This window comes from Embleya sp. NPDC020886 (genome assembly GCF_044333915.1).
Lineage (GTDB): Bacteria > Actinomycetota > Actinomycetes > Streptomycetales > Streptomycetaceae > Embleya.
Window position 1 is genome coordinate 21641 of sequence record NZ_JBIRRX010000002.1, and the last position, 16186, is coordinate 37826.

Annotated in this window: 12 protein-coding genes; 6 read left to right on the forward strand and 6 right to left on the reverse strand. The window is 71.0% G+C overall.

The genetic code is table 11. The features are described 5' to 3' along the window. Positions 1 to 73 precede the first annotated feature (73 nt). Positions 74 to 1192 carry an MBL fold metallo-hydrolase gene (locus ACH4U8_RS07030; protein WP_395776023.1) on the reverse strand — a complete coding sequence of 373 codons (1119 nt, stop codon included), beginning with the start codon at positions 1190 to 1192 and terminating at the stop codon, positions 74 to 76. A gap of 261 nt (positions 1193 to 1453) precedes the next feature. Between ACH4U8_RS07030 and ACH4U8_RS07035 the strand changes: the two genes are divergently transcribed. After that, the gene (locus tag ACH4U8_RS07035; protein WP_395776024.1) at positions 1454 to 2899 is read left to right on the forward strand and encodes an amidase; all 1446 of its coding nucleotides are present in this window, start codon (positions 1454 to 1456) and stop codon (positions 2897 to 2899) included. Between the two features lie 57 nt (positions 2900 to 2956). Here ACH4U8_RS07035 and ACH4U8_RS07040 read toward each other — a convergent pair whose 3' ends face one another. Next, positions 2957 to 3823 (reverse strand): SAM-dependent methyltransferase, encoded by an 867-nt coding sequence (locus tag ACH4U8_RS07040; RefSeq protein ID WP_395776025.1) that lies wholly within the window; start codon positions 3821 to 3823, stop codon positions 2957 to 2959. A 140-nt stretch (positions 3824 to 3963) separates the two neighbouring features. On the opposite strand from ACH4U8_RS07040, the gene ACH4U8_RS07045 reads away from it, so the two are divergent. Continuing rightward, the gene (locus tag ACH4U8_RS07045; RefSeq protein WP_379990768.1) at positions 3964 to 4644 is read left to right on the forward strand and encodes a class I SAM-dependent methyltransferase; all 681 of its coding nucleotides are present in this window, start codon (positions 3964 to 3966) and stop codon (positions 4642 to 4644) included. A gap of 247 nt (positions 4645 to 4891) precedes the next feature. Next, positions 4892 to 5494: a TetR/AcrR family transcriptional regulator gene (locus ACH4U8_RS07050; RefSeq protein ID WP_360320843.1), complete on the forward strand. Its 603-nt coding sequence runs from the start codon at positions 4892 to 4894 to the stop codon at positions 5492 to 5494. A gap of 24 nt (positions 5495 to 5518) precedes the next feature. Here the strand turns inward: ACH4U8_RS07050 and ACH4U8_RS07055 are convergent, their stop codons facing one another. Beyond that, positions 5519 to 5911: a DUF2267 domain-containing protein gene (locus tag ACH4U8_RS07055; RefSeq protein ID WP_360320845.1), complete on the reverse strand. Its 393-nt coding sequence runs from the start codon at positions 5909 to 5911 to the stop codon at positions 5519 to 5521. 787 nt (positions 5912 to 6698) lie between these two features. Here ACH4U8_RS07055 and ACH4U8_RS07060 point away from each other — a divergent pair. Beyond that, on the forward strand, positions 6699 to 8135 hold the full coding sequence (locus ACH4U8_RS07060; RefSeq protein ID WP_395776026.1) for a hypothetical protein: 1437 nt from the start codon (positions 6699 to 6701) through the stop codon (positions 8133 to 8135). A gap of 38 nt (positions 8136 to 8173) precedes the next feature. Beyond that, positions 8174 to 10186 (forward strand): phosphocholine-specific phospholipase C, encoded by a 2013-nt coding sequence (locus ACH4U8_RS07065; RefSeq protein ID WP_360320849.1) that lies wholly within the window; start codon positions 8174 to 8176, stop codon positions 10184 to 10186. Between the two features lie 64 nt (positions 10187 to 10250). Here ACH4U8_RS07065 and glgX read toward each other — a convergent pair whose 3' ends face one another. Both glgX and ACH4U8_RS07075 read right to left on the reverse strand, forming a co-directional pair. Further along, entirely contained in the window at positions 10251 to 12371 is a 2121-nt protein-coding gene (glgX, locus tag ACH4U8_RS07070; protein ID WP_395776027.1) for a glycogen debranching protein GlgX, read from the reverse strand. A 67-nt stretch (positions 12372 to 12438) separates the two neighbouring features. Then, positions 12439 to 13155, reverse strand: a complete 717-nt coding sequence (locus ACH4U8_RS07075; RefSeq protein WP_395776028.1) for a rhomboid-like protein — start codon at positions 13153 to 13155, stop codon at positions 12439 to 12441. A gap of 255 nt (positions 13156 to 13410) precedes the next feature. Between ACH4U8_RS07075 and ACH4U8_RS07080 the strand changes: the two genes are divergently transcribed. Then, entirely contained in the window at positions 13411 to 15609 is a 2199-nt protein-coding gene (locus tag ACH4U8_RS07080) for an MMPL family transporter (RefSeq protein WP_395776029.1), read from the forward strand. A gap of 36 nt (positions 15610 to 15645) precedes the next feature. Here the strand turns inward: ACH4U8_RS07080 and ACH4U8_RS07085 are convergent, their stop codons facing one another. After that, on the reverse strand, positions 15646 to 16167 hold the full coding sequence (locus ACH4U8_RS07085) for an SRPBCC family protein (RefSeq protein WP_395776030.1): 522 nt from the start codon (positions 16165 to 16167) through the stop codon (positions 15646 to 15648). Between the last annotated feature and the right edge of the window lie 19 nt (positions 16168 to 16186).

Below are 16186 nucleotides of genomic sequence, written 5' to 3' on the forward strand. Positions count from 1 at the left end.
TTCCGTATTCCGCCCCCGCCCTCCTCCGCCTTTCGCCTCCGGGTCGCGCGCCGGTACGGGGCGCGAAGCGTGGTCAGGCGGTGTTGGTGAGCAGGTTCCACCAGGGGGTCGGCTGGGACGGCGTGGCGGTGTCGATGCGGTCGCCGGGGCGGGGGACGGCGAGTTGTACGTCCTTGGCCTTGGCCTCGCGCCACAGGCGGTCGACCGGTTCGGCCCACGGGTGCAGCGCCAGGTTGAAGGTGGCCCAGTGCACCGGCAGCAACACCCGGCCGCCGAGGTCGAGGTGGGCGGTGATCGCCTCCTCCGGGTTCATGTGGATGTCGGGCCAACTCGGGCTGTAGGCGCCGATCGGCATCAGGGTCAGGTCGAACGGGCCGTGCGCCGCGCCGATGCGGGCGTAGCCGTCGAAGTAGCCGGAGTCGCCGGCGTAGAAGACCCGGTGTCGGGTGCCGGCGACGACCCAGGAGCCCCAGAGCGTGTCGTTGCGGCGCAGGGTGCGACCGGAGAAGTGGCGGGCCGCGGTCGCGGTGAAGCGCAGGCCGGCGACGACGGCGTCCTCCTCCCAGTCGAGTTCGATGATGCGGGAGGCGGGTACGTTCCAGCGCTCCAGGTGGGCGCCGATGCCCAGGGGTACCAGGAACGGCGCGGTCTGGGTGGCGGTGAGGGTGCGTACCGTCGCCCGGTCGAGGTGGTCGTAGTGATCGTGCGAGATGACCACCGCGTCCAGGGTCGGCAGCGCGGCCGAGGGGATCGGGAGCGGGTGCAGCCGGCGCGGGCCGACGAGTTGGGTGGGGGACACCCGCTCGCTCCAGACCGGGTCGAACAACACCCGGCGGCCCTCGATCTCGACCAGGGTGGTCGCGTGGCCGTACCAGACGGCGCTCAGCCCGTCCTGGGCCGGCGGTGTGCTCGGCGAGGTGACCAGCGGCACGGGGGCGGCGGGGCGGCGCTCGTCGCGATTGCGGAGCATCTGGCCGATGAGCTGCGGTGCGCTGCCGGCCGCGACCAGGTCGGCGGGCACCGGGTTGCGGAACGCGCCCTCGTGGAACTGCGGCGAGCGCAGAAAGCGGGCGAGCCGCTCTCCTTCGGCCCGCCCACCGAATTCCGCCGGGACGTCCCGCAGGGCCCACCCGGCGGCGGCCAGCGCCAGCCCGCCCGCGACCAGTCGCCGAGCCGCTACGTTACGTGCCATCGTCCACTCTCCCTGTGTCGGCCTCGGGTCGTGTCGTCCTGGGGCGCCCCGTGCTCGCGGCGCGTCGCCCCCGGATCGTGTCTCCCTCGGGTCTTCAACCGCCAGCGGGGGTGACACGTTCCCCGAATCGCGATTCCCGTCGGGACGGGGGTCATGCCGACGGTCGGTCGATTGTCGTCCTTGTCATCTCGATTGCTTGACTGCATCATGCATTTGATCGATCGAGGCGATCGATCGAGGCGATCGAAACGAGGCACCACCATGGACACCGGTGAACTGCTGGACGACAACGACGCGGTGGGGTTGGCCGATCTCGTGCGGCAGGGCACGGTCAAGCCGATCGAGATTCTCGACGCGGTGATCGCTCGGATCCAGGAGCGCGACCCGGCGCTGCACGCGTTCGTGGCCACCCGGTTCGAGGCGGCTCGGGCCGAGGCCGAGGGGGTCCTGCCCGACGGGCCGCTGCGGGGTGTGCCGTTCGCGGTGAAGGACCTCGCCTGTGATGTCGCCGGCATGGTGAGTACGCACGGTTCGCGGTTGTTCGCCGACGCGGTCGCCGAGCGGGACGGCGAGTTGGCCACCCGCTACCGCCGCGCCGGACTGGTGATCGTGGGCAAGACCAACACTCCCGAATTCGGCAAGAACGCCAGTACCGAACCGCTTCTGCACGGCCCGTCGCGCAACCCGTGGCGGACCACCCATTCGACGGGCGGTTCCTCCGGCGGCTCGGCGGCGGCCGTAGCGGGCGGGATGTTGCCCGCCGCGCACGCCAACGACGGCGGCGGCTCGATTCGGATTCCGGCGGCGTGCTGCGGCCTGTTCGGGCTCAAGCCCTCGCGCGGCCGGGTTCCGGACGACCACGGTCTGTCCGCGCTGGCCTACCCGTTGGCGATGGCGCACGCGGTCACCCGTACGGTCCGCGACTCCGCGGCGCTGCTCGACGTCGCCGCCGGCCCCGTCGCCGGCGAGCCGTACGCCACGCTGCCGATGCCGGCCGCCGGATCCTTCCTGGCCGCGTTGGACACCGCGCCGGGGCGGCTGCGGATCGGCTTCGCGACGGCGAGTGTGGACGGAACGCCGGCCCACCCGGCGGCCGTTCGGGCGGTCGAGCGCACGGCGGCGCTGCTCGCCGAGTTGGGCCATCGGGTCGAGGAGGGCGCGCCGGTGTGGGACGGTCCGGCGACCGGCCGGGCCCTCGGCCAGGTGATGGCGGCGGCCACGAACACCCAGATCGACGACCGACTCGCCGAACTGGGCCGCGAATTGCGCGAGGACGACCTCGAACCGTTCACCCGAGTGATCCGCGAGAACACGGTCGGCATGCGCGGCCAGGATCTGGTCCGCGCGCTGCAGACGGTGGTTCGGATCGGTCGCGAGGTGGCGCCGTTCTTCGAAACCCACGACGTGTGGCTGAGCCCGACGTTGGGTGTTCCGGTACCCGAACTCGGGGTGTTGGACACGAGCAACCCGGCGAGCATGTACGCGCACGCGGCGAAGATGACCTGGTTCACCTCGGTGTTCAACGTCTCGGGGCTGCCCGCGGCGAGCGTGCCGGCGGGCTTCGACGAGGCGGGCCTGCCGGTGGCGATCCAGCTCACCGGTCGGCTCGGGGCCGAGGCGGAACTGCTGCGACTGTCGGCGCAGTTGGAAGAGGCCGCGCCGTGGCCGGGGCAGGCGCCGTGGCCGACCGGGCCGGCCGGGGGCTGAGTACGGCGGCCGATGTCGGGACGACGGGCCTTCGGGTCCGTCGACCCGTGCCGCGGTTCAGCGCAGGTGGCCGACGCCGCCGTAGCCCCATACGTTTTCGAGGGAGTCCAAGGCATCCTCGGGTTCGCCGTCCGGGTTCCAGTGCGGGCGGATGCCGGGTGGTTCGACCAGCTCGAAGCCGTCGAAGAAGGCCAGGACCCGATCGTGGTCGCGCATGGTCATCTCGGCGGAGGCGTTCTTCCAGCCGGCCGCACCGGCCCGGCCACGAGCGGGGTCGGCGTCCCAGGACGCGTGCGACAGGATGAGCATGCTGCCCGGGGCGAGGGCGTCGCGCAGTTTGGCGACGATCTGCTCCGGGTTCTCCTCGTCCCTGACGAAGTGCAGGATGGCGACCAGCATCAGCGCGACCGGCTCGGCGAAGTCGATCACCTCCAGCACCTCGGGTGCGGTCAGGATCGCCTTCGGGTCGCGCAGGTCGGCCCGGGTGAAGGTGGTGCGTCCGGGGCCGGCGTCGGTCATCAGCGCCCGACCGTGCACGAGCACGATCGGGTCGTTGTCCACGTACGCCACCCGGGCGTCCGGCGCGACCTGGTGTGCCGCCTCGTGGGTGTTGCCGCCGGTGGGGATGCCGGTGCCGATGTCCAGGAACTGCCGGATGCCGCGCCGCGCGGCGTAGCGCACGCTGCGCTGGAGGAAGAGCCGATTGAGCCGGAGCGTGGTGGGCAGATCCGGCATCGCGGCCAGGATGTGCTCGGCCGCCGCGCGGTCCACGGCGAAGTTGTTCTTGCCGCCCAAGAGATAGTCGTAGATCCGCGCGGTGTGCGGGATGCTCGTATCGATCCCGGCCGGGACGGTTTCCGCCTCGACCTCGTCCAGACGCGGCAGCCGCCAGGCGTCCTCGTCGTTGTGCGATATCGACGTCACGGGTTCACCCTTCGGACAACCACCGGCACGGTTGTGCCGAGACTACTGTGACGAACGGCAGTTCGGGCCGGCGTGCGACGAATCGGCGGGCCCGGGCCGGTTGTTGCGGTGGATTCGCGTTGGTGGAAGGGGTTGATCGGATGGTCGAGCCGTCCTATTTGGCGGCGATTCGGCGGTCGTACGACACTGTTTGCGATGAATACGCCCGGGTGGTGAAGGCGCCGGCGGAGTTGGATCCGTTGTCGCGCTCGATGTTGGGCGCGTTCGCCGAACTCGTGCGGGTCGCGGATCGTGGGCCGGTCGCCGATCTGGGCTGCGGGCCGGGGCAGGTGACCGCGTATCTGGCCTCGCTGGGGTTGGCCGCCTTCGGCGTCGACCTGTCGCCGAGGATGATCGAGTCGGCTCGACGGGCCCATCCGGAACTGCGGTTCGTGCCGGGATCGATGACCGCGCTGGACATCGCGAATGACGAACTCGGCGGGATTCTCTGCTATTTCGTCATTCATCACACGCCACCGGAGTGCCTGCCGATGGTCTTCGCCGAATTCGCCCGTACCCTCGCGCCCGGTGGGTGGCTCATGTTGGGCGACTACATCGGGGACGGCGAGCAGGTGCGGCCGACTCGGGCGTACGGGGGACATCCGGTCTCCTACGCGTCGTACTTCCTGCCGGCCGAGCAGATCGTGGGCCTGTTGGGGCGGGCCGGGCTGGTGGTCACCGCGCGGCTGGAATGCGAGCCCGGCGACGGGGTGAAGCGGCGGCACGCGGTCTTCCTGGCGCGCAAACCGGGGGCGGAGCACGCGGCGGAACCTTTGGGGTGACGAGGGGCCGGGGGAGTGCGGCCCGGGCGGAGGCCCGGCGGCGGACGCGGCCGACGTCGGTCGGGTTCGGGGGTGCGGGCCGGATGCGCGATCGGGGCGGTCGCGCGACGGTGTTCGGCGGCCGTGGGTCGATCTTGTCGGAGCCTCGCCGGTGATCCGTCGATCCGGTTCCGGCTCATCGTGCGTCTGCGCGTCGCCGGCCGGCCGGCGACGCGGGGCGGCGGGTGCGCGGTAGAGTGAGTGCCCCATGCGCACCGTCGATCCCGTCAAGCACGCAGCCAAGCGACGCCAGATTCTGGAGGCCGCCGCGTCCTGCTTCGCGCAGATGGGCTTCCACGGCACCCGGACCGCGGACATCTGCAAACGCGCGGGGATGAGTCCGGGGAATCTCTTCCACTACTTCCCGAGCAAGCACGCGATCATCGTGGCGCTGATCGAGAGCGAGGGCGTGCAGACCGCAGAGTTCCTGGAACGGCTGGTCGCCGAGGAGGACGCGCTCGCGGCGCTGTTCACGCTGATCGACACGGTCGTCGAGCTGGCCGCCGACCCCGAGTTCGCGGGTCTCGCGCTGGACACCGCGGCGGAGGCCCAGCGAGACGAGGGCATCGCCGCGCTGGTGGCCCGCAACGACCGCCAACTCCGGTCCGGCATCGCCGATTTGTTGCGTCGTGCCGCCGCGGCCGGGCGGATCGACGCCGGGCTGAACGCCGACGACGCGGCGACCTGGATCGCGGCTCAGATCGACGGGGTCTTCGCACGGCTGGCGACCGATCCGGGCTTCGCCCCACTGGAGCAGGCGCCGATGTTGCGGCTGTTGCTCACCCGGTTCCTGCGCGTCGAACCGGCCTGAGCCACCGCGGCGCGACCCGACGAGTCAGCGTCGGGGGCGGCCGAAGAGCATGTCGTAGCCCGGCGGCAGTTGCAGGAGCAGGCGGCTCATCAGATTTTCGTCGGTGGCGTCGGCCACGACGCTGAGTACCGCTCCGACGTCCCATTTCGCGGTTTCGTCGGTCGCGCCCTCGATCCACGCGCCGGTGGCCCGGACGAAGCGGTCGGCACTGAGTGGCTCGTGTGCGGGGAGCGGGTTGAGCAGCACCACGGCGCAGGTCTCGGGGAGCCGGGCGGCCAGCTCGGCACTTTCGCCGCCGACGAGGTGTGCGCCCAGGAGGGCGAGGACGACCCGGACGGCTCGTTCCGCCTCCTCGGGGGAGGAGTATTCGCCCCGCTCCTGGACTGCCGCGAGGAAGGATTCCCATCGCATCGGCATCGTATCGGCCCTTCTTCCGTCTTCCGTCAGCCGTCGAGGCGATCGGGGCGGGCGGGCCGGCCGGCGACCGGGACGGGCGGCCTCGGGACGCCGGTGCGGCGGTCCGCACCGACCTCTGCGCCGGGGAGGACCCGTCGTGGTCCGGCGCCGCGCGCCGTGCTGCCGCGCGCCATTTTTCTCGGGCCACGGAGGGGGCCTGGGTACAGAAGGTGCACTCCACCTTATAACTCTCCGTAGGAGACTTGACAAGCGGAGACTCGGCCCGGCGCGGGAGCGTGGGCCTCTCCGCCCGTGTGCGTCGTGACCTTTCGGGTCCGACCCATCGCCCTGCGTATCGTTGCTCGGCCCACCCGGCGGCCGAAGCCGGTGGGTGCCCGGTTGTTGCTCCGTCCGCCGTGCCGCCGATCGCGCGGGGCGGCACTCGCCCTCGTGGCCCGGTCCGGGAGCGCCGGCTCTTCCCGTGAAGCTTGCCCGGCGGTGCGGATGTGTTCACGCCCCGGCCATCGGGTGCCGGCCTACTGAGCCGAGTTGTACAGACAACTCGACTTCCGCCTGGAGCATTTCCGTGCCCACCTTCCGTGGCCGCAACATCTCGATCACCGTCGGCCCTGCCCCGGACACGACTCCCAGGTCCCGAGTTCGCCCACGAGCGGGCGCAGTTGCACCGCGCGCACGCCGGTTCACCCCGTAGTCGTCGGCTCCGCCGGCCCCGGTTCTCGGCTCGGGTGCTCGGGTGCCGTTCTCCGTCTCGACGTCGCCGCCTCTGTTGTGGAAAGGAATTGACGATATGTCAGGGAGTTTGCTCACTCTTCTGCGTCCCACCGTGCCGAAGGAGGGTGATGCGCTGACCTTTCGGTTCGCCACCGACGCGCCGCACGCGAAGAACTGGGTCGGGGTCTACGACGGGGCTCGGCAGCCGGGCAGCGGGGGGTCGTTGGCCTGGAAGTACGTCACCACCGCCGAGGGCGAGGTGACCATCGACACGCAGGGCCTTACGGACGGCCCCTACACCGCCTACCTGTTGGCCAAGGACGGCTACGGCATCCTGGCGCAGACCACGCCGTTCGGTTTCGCGGTGCGGCCGGTGCCGCCCCGGCCCCGGTTCGCGGTGGACACCGTCACCGGTGCGGCGATCGCCCCGGGGGAGACCGCGACCGTGCGCCTGGCCGGGCTGTGGACCGCCTCGAACGGGCAACAGTCCGGCCAGGGCGTCACCTTCCGGGCCCGCGGCGGCGACGGGTGGCTCGGCGTCGGTGCCGACGGCGTGGTCACCGCCGAGGGCCCGCGCACCGGCGCGCGCCGGCCGGGCGTCCTCGTGGTCGAAGGCCGCGACGGCGCGACCGGCGCCACCTCGCAGCTCACCGTGCAGATACCGGTCCGGCGCAACGCGCGCGCCGTCACGCTCAAGGTCGCCGGCCTCGACGCGTGGGACGCGGGCAAGCACGTGGACGGCGCGGTGACCAAGGTGTTGCGGCTCGCGCTGACCCAGGAGCTGGACGTCCTGGCGTTGCAGGACACCGGTGGCGTGCTGGGCAAGGCGGTGGCCCAGGCGCTGGGTTGGGCGGTCCACGAGGACGCGGCCGGACTCGCGCTGATCAGCCGGCACCCGCTCACCGACCCGCGCCCGGCGAGCGCCGAGCTGCCGGCGGTGGCGGCGACCGTGCGGGCGCCCGGGGTGCGTGCCGTCCGGGTGTGGACCACGCGCCTGGACGAGGGGGACTACGGGCCGATCGGGATTCGGCGCGGCCGCACCCCCGCGCAGGCCGAGGCGGCCGAACGGGCGAGCCTGCGCTACCGCCAGGCCGGAGCCCTGGTCGCGGCGATGGCGCCCGACCTGCGTGCCGCCCGGGACACCCCGGTACTGCTCGCGGGCGCCCTGTCCTCGCCCTCGCACCTGGACTGGACCGCCCGCACCGCCGGCGCGCACGGGACGTCCGGGCCGGTGCGCTGGCCGGTCACCCAACTGCTCGAACAGGCCCGACTGGCCGACGTGTTCCGTGACCGACACCATGACCCGGCGCGCGAGCCCGGCAACACCTGGTCGCCGGTGGACCCGACCCAACCGCAGGACCGGATCGACGCGCTGCACACCGCCGGACCGCTGTCCGCCGAGGAGGCGCACAGCCTGGTCACCGGCTGGCCCAAGCCGATCCCGGGCACCGCCGGCAACGGCTGGCCCAGCGACCATGCCGCCGCCGTCGCCACCTTCACGTTGCGCGCCTGACCCGCGTCCCCTCCCCTTCCGAAAAGGACCGTTTCGTCATGACCGAGTTCAGCCGCCGCTCCTTCGTGGGCGCCTCCGCCGCCGTCGGCGCGGCCGGCGCGGTGGGCTTCACCGCGACCCCCGCGTACGCCGACCCGACACCCGATCCCGCCGCGGACGCCGCCCGTCGGCCGAAGCCCGGCAGTATCAAGGACGTTCGGCACGTGGTGATCCTGATGCAGGAGAACCGCAGCTTCGACCACTACCTCGGCGCCCTCGCCGGCGTGCGCGGCTTCGCCGACCGCCAGGGCCTGGTGTTGCCGAACGGCGACGACGTGTTCCGCCAGCCGCACCCCGGCCGCACCGACGGCGGCTACCTGTTGCCGTATCGGATGGACTCCACCAAGTACAACGCGCAGAACGCCGGCGGCCTCCCGCACGACTGGAGCACCGGCCACACCGCGGTCAACAACGGTGCGCAGAACCGCTGGGTCGCGGCCAAGGGCGAACGCTCGATGGGCTACTTCACCCGCGAGGACATCCCGTACCAGTACGCCCTCGCCGACGCGTTCACGGTCTGCGACGCCTACTTCACCTCGCTCAACGGCCCCACCGACCCGAACCGGCTCTACCTGTGGTCGGGCACCGCCGGACCCGGCCGGGACGGCACCACCGGCCCGTGGACCGACAACACCCCCGTCACCGACAACCCGGTCGCCGACTGGACCACCTACGCCGAGCGGTTGTCCGCAGCCGGGGTGAGCTGGCGCGTCTACCACAACCCGAGCAAGGACGAGCGCTACGGCGACTACGACGACAACGGCCTGTCCTACTTCAAGCAGTTCCACAACTTCCCCAAGGACGACCCGCGTTACATCAACGCGATGACCAAGTGGGACCTGACCGCGTTCGACGCGCACTGCAAGGACGGCACGCTGCCCACCGTCTCCTGGTTGGTCGCGCCCTACCTGTTCAGCGAACACCCGGACGCCGGGCCCAACTACGGCGCGCACTGGGTGAACACCGCGATGCAGTCGATGTTCGCCAACCCCGAGGTGTGGAAGCACACCGTGTTCCTGCTGATGTACGACGAGAACGACGGCTACTTCGACCACGTGGTGCCGCCGATGCCCGAGCCGGGCACCCCCGAGGAGTTCGTCGGCGGCCGGCCGATCGGCCTGGGCTCGCGCGTACCGCTGTGGATCGCCTCGCCCTGGAGCCGCGGCGGTCAGGTCAACTCCCAGGTGGCCGACCACACTTCGGTGCTGCGCTTCCTGGAGACGGTGACCGGGGTGAACGAACCCAACATCTCCGCCTGGCGCCGCGCGGTCTGCGGCGACCTCACCTCGTGCTTCGACTTCACCCGCCCCGACTACACGATTCCGGCGCTGCCGGACACCAACCCCTTGATCGCCAAGGCGGACGCGGCCAAGGCGCTGCCCGGCGTCAAACTGCCGGCGGCGGGCGCCCAGCAGGTGCCCACCCAGGAACCCGGTTACCGCCCGCATCGGCCGCTGCCGTACCGTCCCTGGGCGGATGTCACCGTCGACCGCAAGACCGGCCGGGTGCAGTGCACGCTGGCCAACGAGGGCACGGTGACCTATCACTTCACCGTGTTCCCCAACATCGTGCTCCCGTTCGCGGGCACCCCGTTCACCGTCGCACCGGGCAAGAGCGCGACCTACGTGTGGGACGCGGCCGGCACCGACGGCGTCTACGACTTCAGCGTGCACGGTGCGGACGGCTTCGTCCGGCGCTTCGCCGGCACCGTGGTCCGCGACCCGCAGCGCGACATCGCCGTGCCCTCGGTCCGGGCCACGCTGCACGGTCGGCGGCCCGACGCGGGCCGGGTGGAACTGCGGCTGGGCAACGAGGGGGACACCGACCTGCGGTTCACCATCACGCCGAACGACTTCGGCGGCACGGCCCGGGATCAGTGGGTCGGCGCCCGGGACCGGGACACCGTGACGTGGCCGACCGACGCGCACGGCCGCTACGACGTCACGGTCGCGGCGGCGGACGGGTTCACCCGCCGTTACGCCGGTACGCTCCACCCGTCGAACCGGGACTGATCGGCGGCCGGTCCGCGTCGCCCCGCCGTGCGGAAGCCCGGCGGCGAGGCGACGCGGGCCGCGCTCATTCGGGGTGGCGGCGCCGGATCAGGACGAGGGCGCTGTGCGCCCGCACGGCCCGGACGCCGCCCGCCTTGACCTCCACCTCGTCCGCGCCGTCCGGGTCGGCGGTGTCGACCGCGACGTGCCACACGTCGCCCCCGTCGCGCAGGACCGGGATGCGGACCTCGATGCCCTCGTAGTGGGCGTTGAGCACGAACAGGAACGAGTCGTCGACGATCGGCCCGCCTCGTGCGTCGCGTTCGGAGATGGCGTCCCCGTTGAGGAAGACCACCACCGAGCGGGCGTCGGGGCGGTCCCAGTCCGCCCCGGTCATCTCCGCGCCGTCCGGGCGGAACCACAGCAGGTCGGCCGGGCCGTCGGCGCCGTCGCCGCGGAAGAAGCGCCGGCGGCGCAACACCGGGTGCGCGGCGCGGAGTCGGACCAGGCCGCGGGTGAACTCCAGCAGGTTTCGGCGGGCCGGGTCGGCGGCGGCCCGGGCCCAGTCCATCCACGCGATCTCGTTGTCCTGGCAGTACACGTTGTTGTTGCCCTGCTGGCTGCGGCCGAGTTCGTCGCCGTGTGCGAGCATCGGCACACCCTGCGCGACGAACAGCGTGGTGAGCAGGTTGCGTTGGCGGCGCTCGCGCAGCGCGCACACGCTCGGGTCGTCGGTGTCGCCCTCGGCGCCGGAGTTCCACGAGCGGTTGTCGTCGGCGCCGTCGCGGCCCTGTTCGCCGTTGGCCCGGTTGTGCTTGCCGTTGTACGACACCAGGTCGCGCAGGGTGAAGCCGTCGTGTGCGGTGACGAAGTTGACGCCCGCGAGCGGCCTGCGATGCTCGCTCGTGTACAGGTCGGAGGAACCGGTCAGCCGGGCCGCGAACTCGGGCAACACGCCGTCCGTACCGCGCCAGAAGTCGCGTACACAGTCCCGGTACTTGCCGTTCCACTCGCTCCACAGCGGTGGGAAGTTGCCCACCTGGTAGCCGCCTTCGCCCAGATCCCACGGCTCGGCGATCAACTTGACCCGGCTGACCACCGGATCCTGCTGGACCAGGTCGAAGAACGCGGAGAGCCGGTCCACCTCGTGGAACTGCCGGGCCAGGGTGGCCGCCAGATCGAAACGGAAGCCGTCGACGTGCATCTCGGTGACCCAGTGGCGCAGCGAGTCCATGATCAACTGGAGCACGTTGGGGTGGCGCATCAGCAGGCTGTTCCCGGTGCCGGTGGTGTCGTAGTAGTGCGCCGGATCGTCGTCCACCAGACGGTAGTACGAGGCGTTGTCGATGCCGCGGAAGGACAGGGTCGGGCCCAGTTCGTTGCCCTCGGCGGTGTGGTTGTAGACGACGTCGAGGATGACCTCGATCCCGGCGGCGTGCAGGGCCTTGACCATCGCCTTGAACTCGGTGACCTGTTCGCCTCGGGTCCCGGAGGACGAGTAGGCGTTGTGCGGGGCGAGGAAGCCGATGGTGTTGTAGCCCCAGTAGTTCGACAACCCTCGGTCGAGCAGCGAGCCGTCCTGGACGAACTGGTGTACCGGCATCAACTCGATCGCGGTGACGCCGAGGGTGGTCAGGTGCTCGATCACGGCGGGGTGGGCGAGGCCGGCGTAGGTGCCGCGTCGGTGTTCCGGGACGTCGGGATGGGTGCGGGTCATGCCCTTGACGTGCGCCTCGTAGATCACCGTCTCGTGGTACGGCCGGTTCGGGCTGCGGTCGTCGCCCCAGTCGAAGGTCGAATCGGTCACCACCGACAACATGGTGTGACCCAGGTTGTCCGACGTGTTCTGTTGATCCCGGGCCTCGGGGCGGTAGTCGAGCAGCGACGGGTCGCCGTCGGTGGTGCCGTCGATCGCCCTGGCGTAGGGGTCGATCAGGATCTTCGCGGGGTTGCAACGATGCCCGCGGTCGGGATCGTGCGGTCCGTGGACGCGATACCCGTAGCGTGTGCCCGGACCGACGCCGGGCAGGTACCCGTGCCACACGAAGCCGTCCACCTCGGGCAGCGGCACCCGCCGTTCGGTGCCGTCGTCGTCGATCAGCGCGAGCTCGACGCGCTCGGCGACCTCGGAGAACACCGCGAAGTTGGTGCCCGAGCCGTCGAAGGTGGCGCCGAGGGGCTGGGACCTGCCATTCCATGCGTGCATGCAGGGAGATTAGCCGTTCATTTCGGACAAAAATCCCATTAACGGCATGGTGCGACGTCGTGTCTCGTCACCGCTTCGCGAGCACGAGGCGCGGGTCGAGGCGCGGACGTGTCGCGCGCCACCACGCCCCCGAGTCCCACTTCGGTCGTCCGCGCGTGAGCCGGCGGCAGCACAGCCCGATCAATACCGCGCTGAGGTGTCCGATCGCGGTGAAGTCGCGGTGGACGAGCAGCGGTAGGACGACGTACAGGGCCAGGCCCGCGAAGTAGGGCAGGCGCCATGGTCCGACGATCCGGTAGCAGAGCAGCCCCGCGACGGCCATGTATCCGTAGCTGGGGCCGACGTCCGGTTGGAACCGCGTACTTTGCGGCAGGGTGCCGGCGTGGATCTGCGCCAGCACGATCGCCTGGCTGACGAAGGTGGCGCCCACGTGCCCGAGGGCGACCACGGCCAGCCATCGCCGAGTCCCGATCCACCGCTCGGCGACCGCGCACAACACGGTGAACATCACGGTGAACTTGAGCAGATGCATCCCCTGGTCCCACACGGCGCTGGCCACCAACACCCGCAGCGGCGCGACGTCGAGGTTGTGCAGGTTCGTGCTCCGGTGCCGTAGGAAGGTGATGCGCTCGTCGGCGGTCAGCCGCACATACAGATCGGCCGTCGTCACATGGAGGATCAGCAGCCAGAGATAGGTACCGGGAGCCGAAACCAGCCAGTTCCGGACCGCACCGAGGGCTCGCCGGGTCGAATCCGGGCCGGGCAGGGGCAATGGTCTTCCCATCGGGAGTCGGACGTCCGCTCGATACAACCACGAAGACCACCCCCGCGGTGTTCCGGCCCCGACGTGGGCGCGGGCTCGTCCGGCCCTCCGACGCGCCGTTCGGTTCGGCGCCGGCCTCGGGTTCGTCGGCGCGTCGACGCGGATCGATGGGGCGAAACAGGGAAAATATGGGCGAATCATGAATGCGGGTGCGGGGCGTCGTGTGGCGGTCCGTGCAGGGGTTGCGGCCTGTCGGTCGGTGCGGAGGGAAGCGGCTTGTCCACCTATCTGTTCCGGCTGGGGCAATGGGCGTTTCGGCATCGGCGCCTCGTGTTGGCGGTGTGGCTGGCCGTTGCGGTGGCCGCCGTCGTGCTCGCGACGGTGAGCGGGGGCAAGACCGACGACACGTTCACGATCCCCGGGACCGAGTCGCAGCGTACGACCGACCTGCTGAACGAGAAGCTGCCTGCGCTCGGCGGCGCCCAGACCCAGGTGGTGTTCGCCGCGAAGGGCACGGCCAAGGTCACCGACCAGGGTCCGCAGGCCGGCATCGAGGCGGCCGTCGCGCAGTTGCGGACGGTGCCGCAAGTGGTGTCCGTGTCCGACCCGTTCACCGATCAGGGGGTGGCACCGGACCAGCAGGTCGCGCTCGGCTGGGTGCAGTACTCCGTGCAGCCGGCCGACGTCGAGGACTCCACCCTGGACGCGCTGAAGGACGCGGTGGCACCGGCTCGGCAGGCCGGGGTCGAGGTCGAGTACTCGGGCAGTGTGTACCCGGGCTGGCGGATCACCCCCTCCGAACTGCCGGAGGTCATCGGTCTGGCGATCGCGCTGGTCATCCTGCTGATCACGTTCGGCGCGGTGGTGGCCGCCGGCGTGCCGATCGTCACCGCGATCATCGGTGTGGTGGTCGTCCTGATGGGCGTGACCGCCGTCGCGTCGGTGGTGACCATCGCGTCCGCGTCCACCACGGTGGCGCTGATGCTCGGGTTGTCCTGCGGCATCGACTACGGACTCTTCATCCTGTTCAGACACCGCAACAATCTGATCGGCGGGATGGCCGTCGAGGAGTCCGGGGCCCTGGCCCTGGGCACCGCCGGCAGCTCGGTGGTCTTCGCCGGCCTCACCGTCGTCATCGCCCTGTGCGGGCTGGCCGTCGTGGGCATCCCGTTCCTGACCGTGATGGGCTTGTGCGCCGCCGCGGCGGTGGCGGTCGCGTTGCTGATCGCGCTCACCCTGCTGCCCGCGATCCTGGGCTTCGCCGGGCCCAAGGTCGTCTCGTTCATCGACACGCGCCTGCGGCCCGGGCACCACGAGGAGGTTGCGCGGATCACCGCGACCGAACCGGCCCGGACCTTCGGCGCGTCCTGGGCACGTTTCGTGGTGCGCTTTCGGATCCCGACGCTGGTCGTCGGTATCGGCCTGTTGCTCGTGCTGGCGATCCCGGCGACGAGCATGGAACTGGGGCTGCCCAGCGGCGCCTCGCAACCGAAGTCCTCCACCCAACGCAAGGCCTACGACCTGACCGCGGCGAGCTTCGGACCCGGGTTCAACGGGCCCCTCCTGGTGGTCGCCGACGGGCCGGTGAATCAGACCGGTATGCAGAACCTGGTGACCGCGCTCAAACAGCAGCCGGATGTGGCGGCGGCAGGCCCGCTCGCCACGAACGACCAGGTCGCCGTGGTCCGGGTGATCCCCACGACCGGGCCCAACTCCGGCGCCACCGCCGACCTGGTGCACCGCATTCGGGACAACCGTGCGGCGATCGAGGCCGGCGTCGGCGCCCCGATCCTGGTCGGCGGCAGTACCGCGTCCAACATCGACGTGTCCGCCAAGCTCTCCGCCGCGCTGCCGGTGTTCCTGATCGTGGTGATCGGGCTGGCGTTCGTGCTGCTCACCCTCGCGTTTCGGACCATCCTGGTGCCGATCACGTCGATCATCGGCTTCCTGCTGTCGGTCGGGGCGGCCTTCGGCGCCCAGGTTGCGATGTTCCAATGGGGCTGGGGCGAGCACATCTTCGGCATCACCCCGACCGAGACGATCAGCTTCCTGCCGATCCTGATGCTCGCGATCATCTTCGGATTGTCCAGCGACTACGAGGTGTTCGTCGTCTCCCGGATCAAGGAGGACTTCACCACCACGGGCGATGCGCGCGGTGCGGTCGCGCGCGGCACCGCACTGTCCGCGCGGGTGGTGACGGCCGCCGCGCTGATCATGTTCGCGATTTTCGTCGCCTTCATGTTCACCGACGATCCGACCATCAAGGCGATCGGCTTCAGCTTCGCGGTCGGTGTCTTCCTGGACGCCTTCGTGGTCCGGCTGACCCTGGTCCCGGCGACGATGGCGATCGTCCGCGCCAAGCTCTGGTACCACCCGCAGTGGTTCGCCAAATACGTCCCCGACCCCGACATCGAGGGCAAGCGCCTGGAGGAACGCCTGGCCGGCGGCGCATCCGCCGCGGGCGGCGGCACCTGATCGGCCGCGCCGCCCGCGCCGGGGGCACCTCGTCGCTCAGTCGGGCGCCGCTCGATCACGTCCCGCCGGAGGCACCCGGTCGTCGCGGATCGCCGCCGGCACGACCGGGTCCGAACAGGCGCGCGCGAAGCGGGCGATCCGGTGCTCGATCTCGCGTCGAAACACGAGTGTCCCGATGCGCTCGGCGATCGGTGCCAACCAGCGGGGGTGGCAGGTGAAGTTGTAGCGCCAGACGGCTCGGGCGCGGTTCGGGTCGTTCGGGATCGCGGTGAAGCGCCGGCCGCCGCCCATCCTGGCGAAGAACCACGATCCCTCGACCATCCGCATGCCCACGTTCGTCGGCGGTTGGTACGAGACGTATTCGCTGATCATCCGAAAGCCGGCCCGGTGGACGGTGAGGGTGCGGACGCCCTTGCCCGGCTCGGTCGCGCCGTCCAGGAAGCGTTGGCTGCGGATGAACGGATCCCACCGTCGGCGCACCGCGCCGGTGGTCTGGGAGATCGCGAACGCCGTCGCGGGATCGACCGGGACCTCGACCGACGCTTCCACCAGGGGCATGCGGCCATCCTGTCAGGTC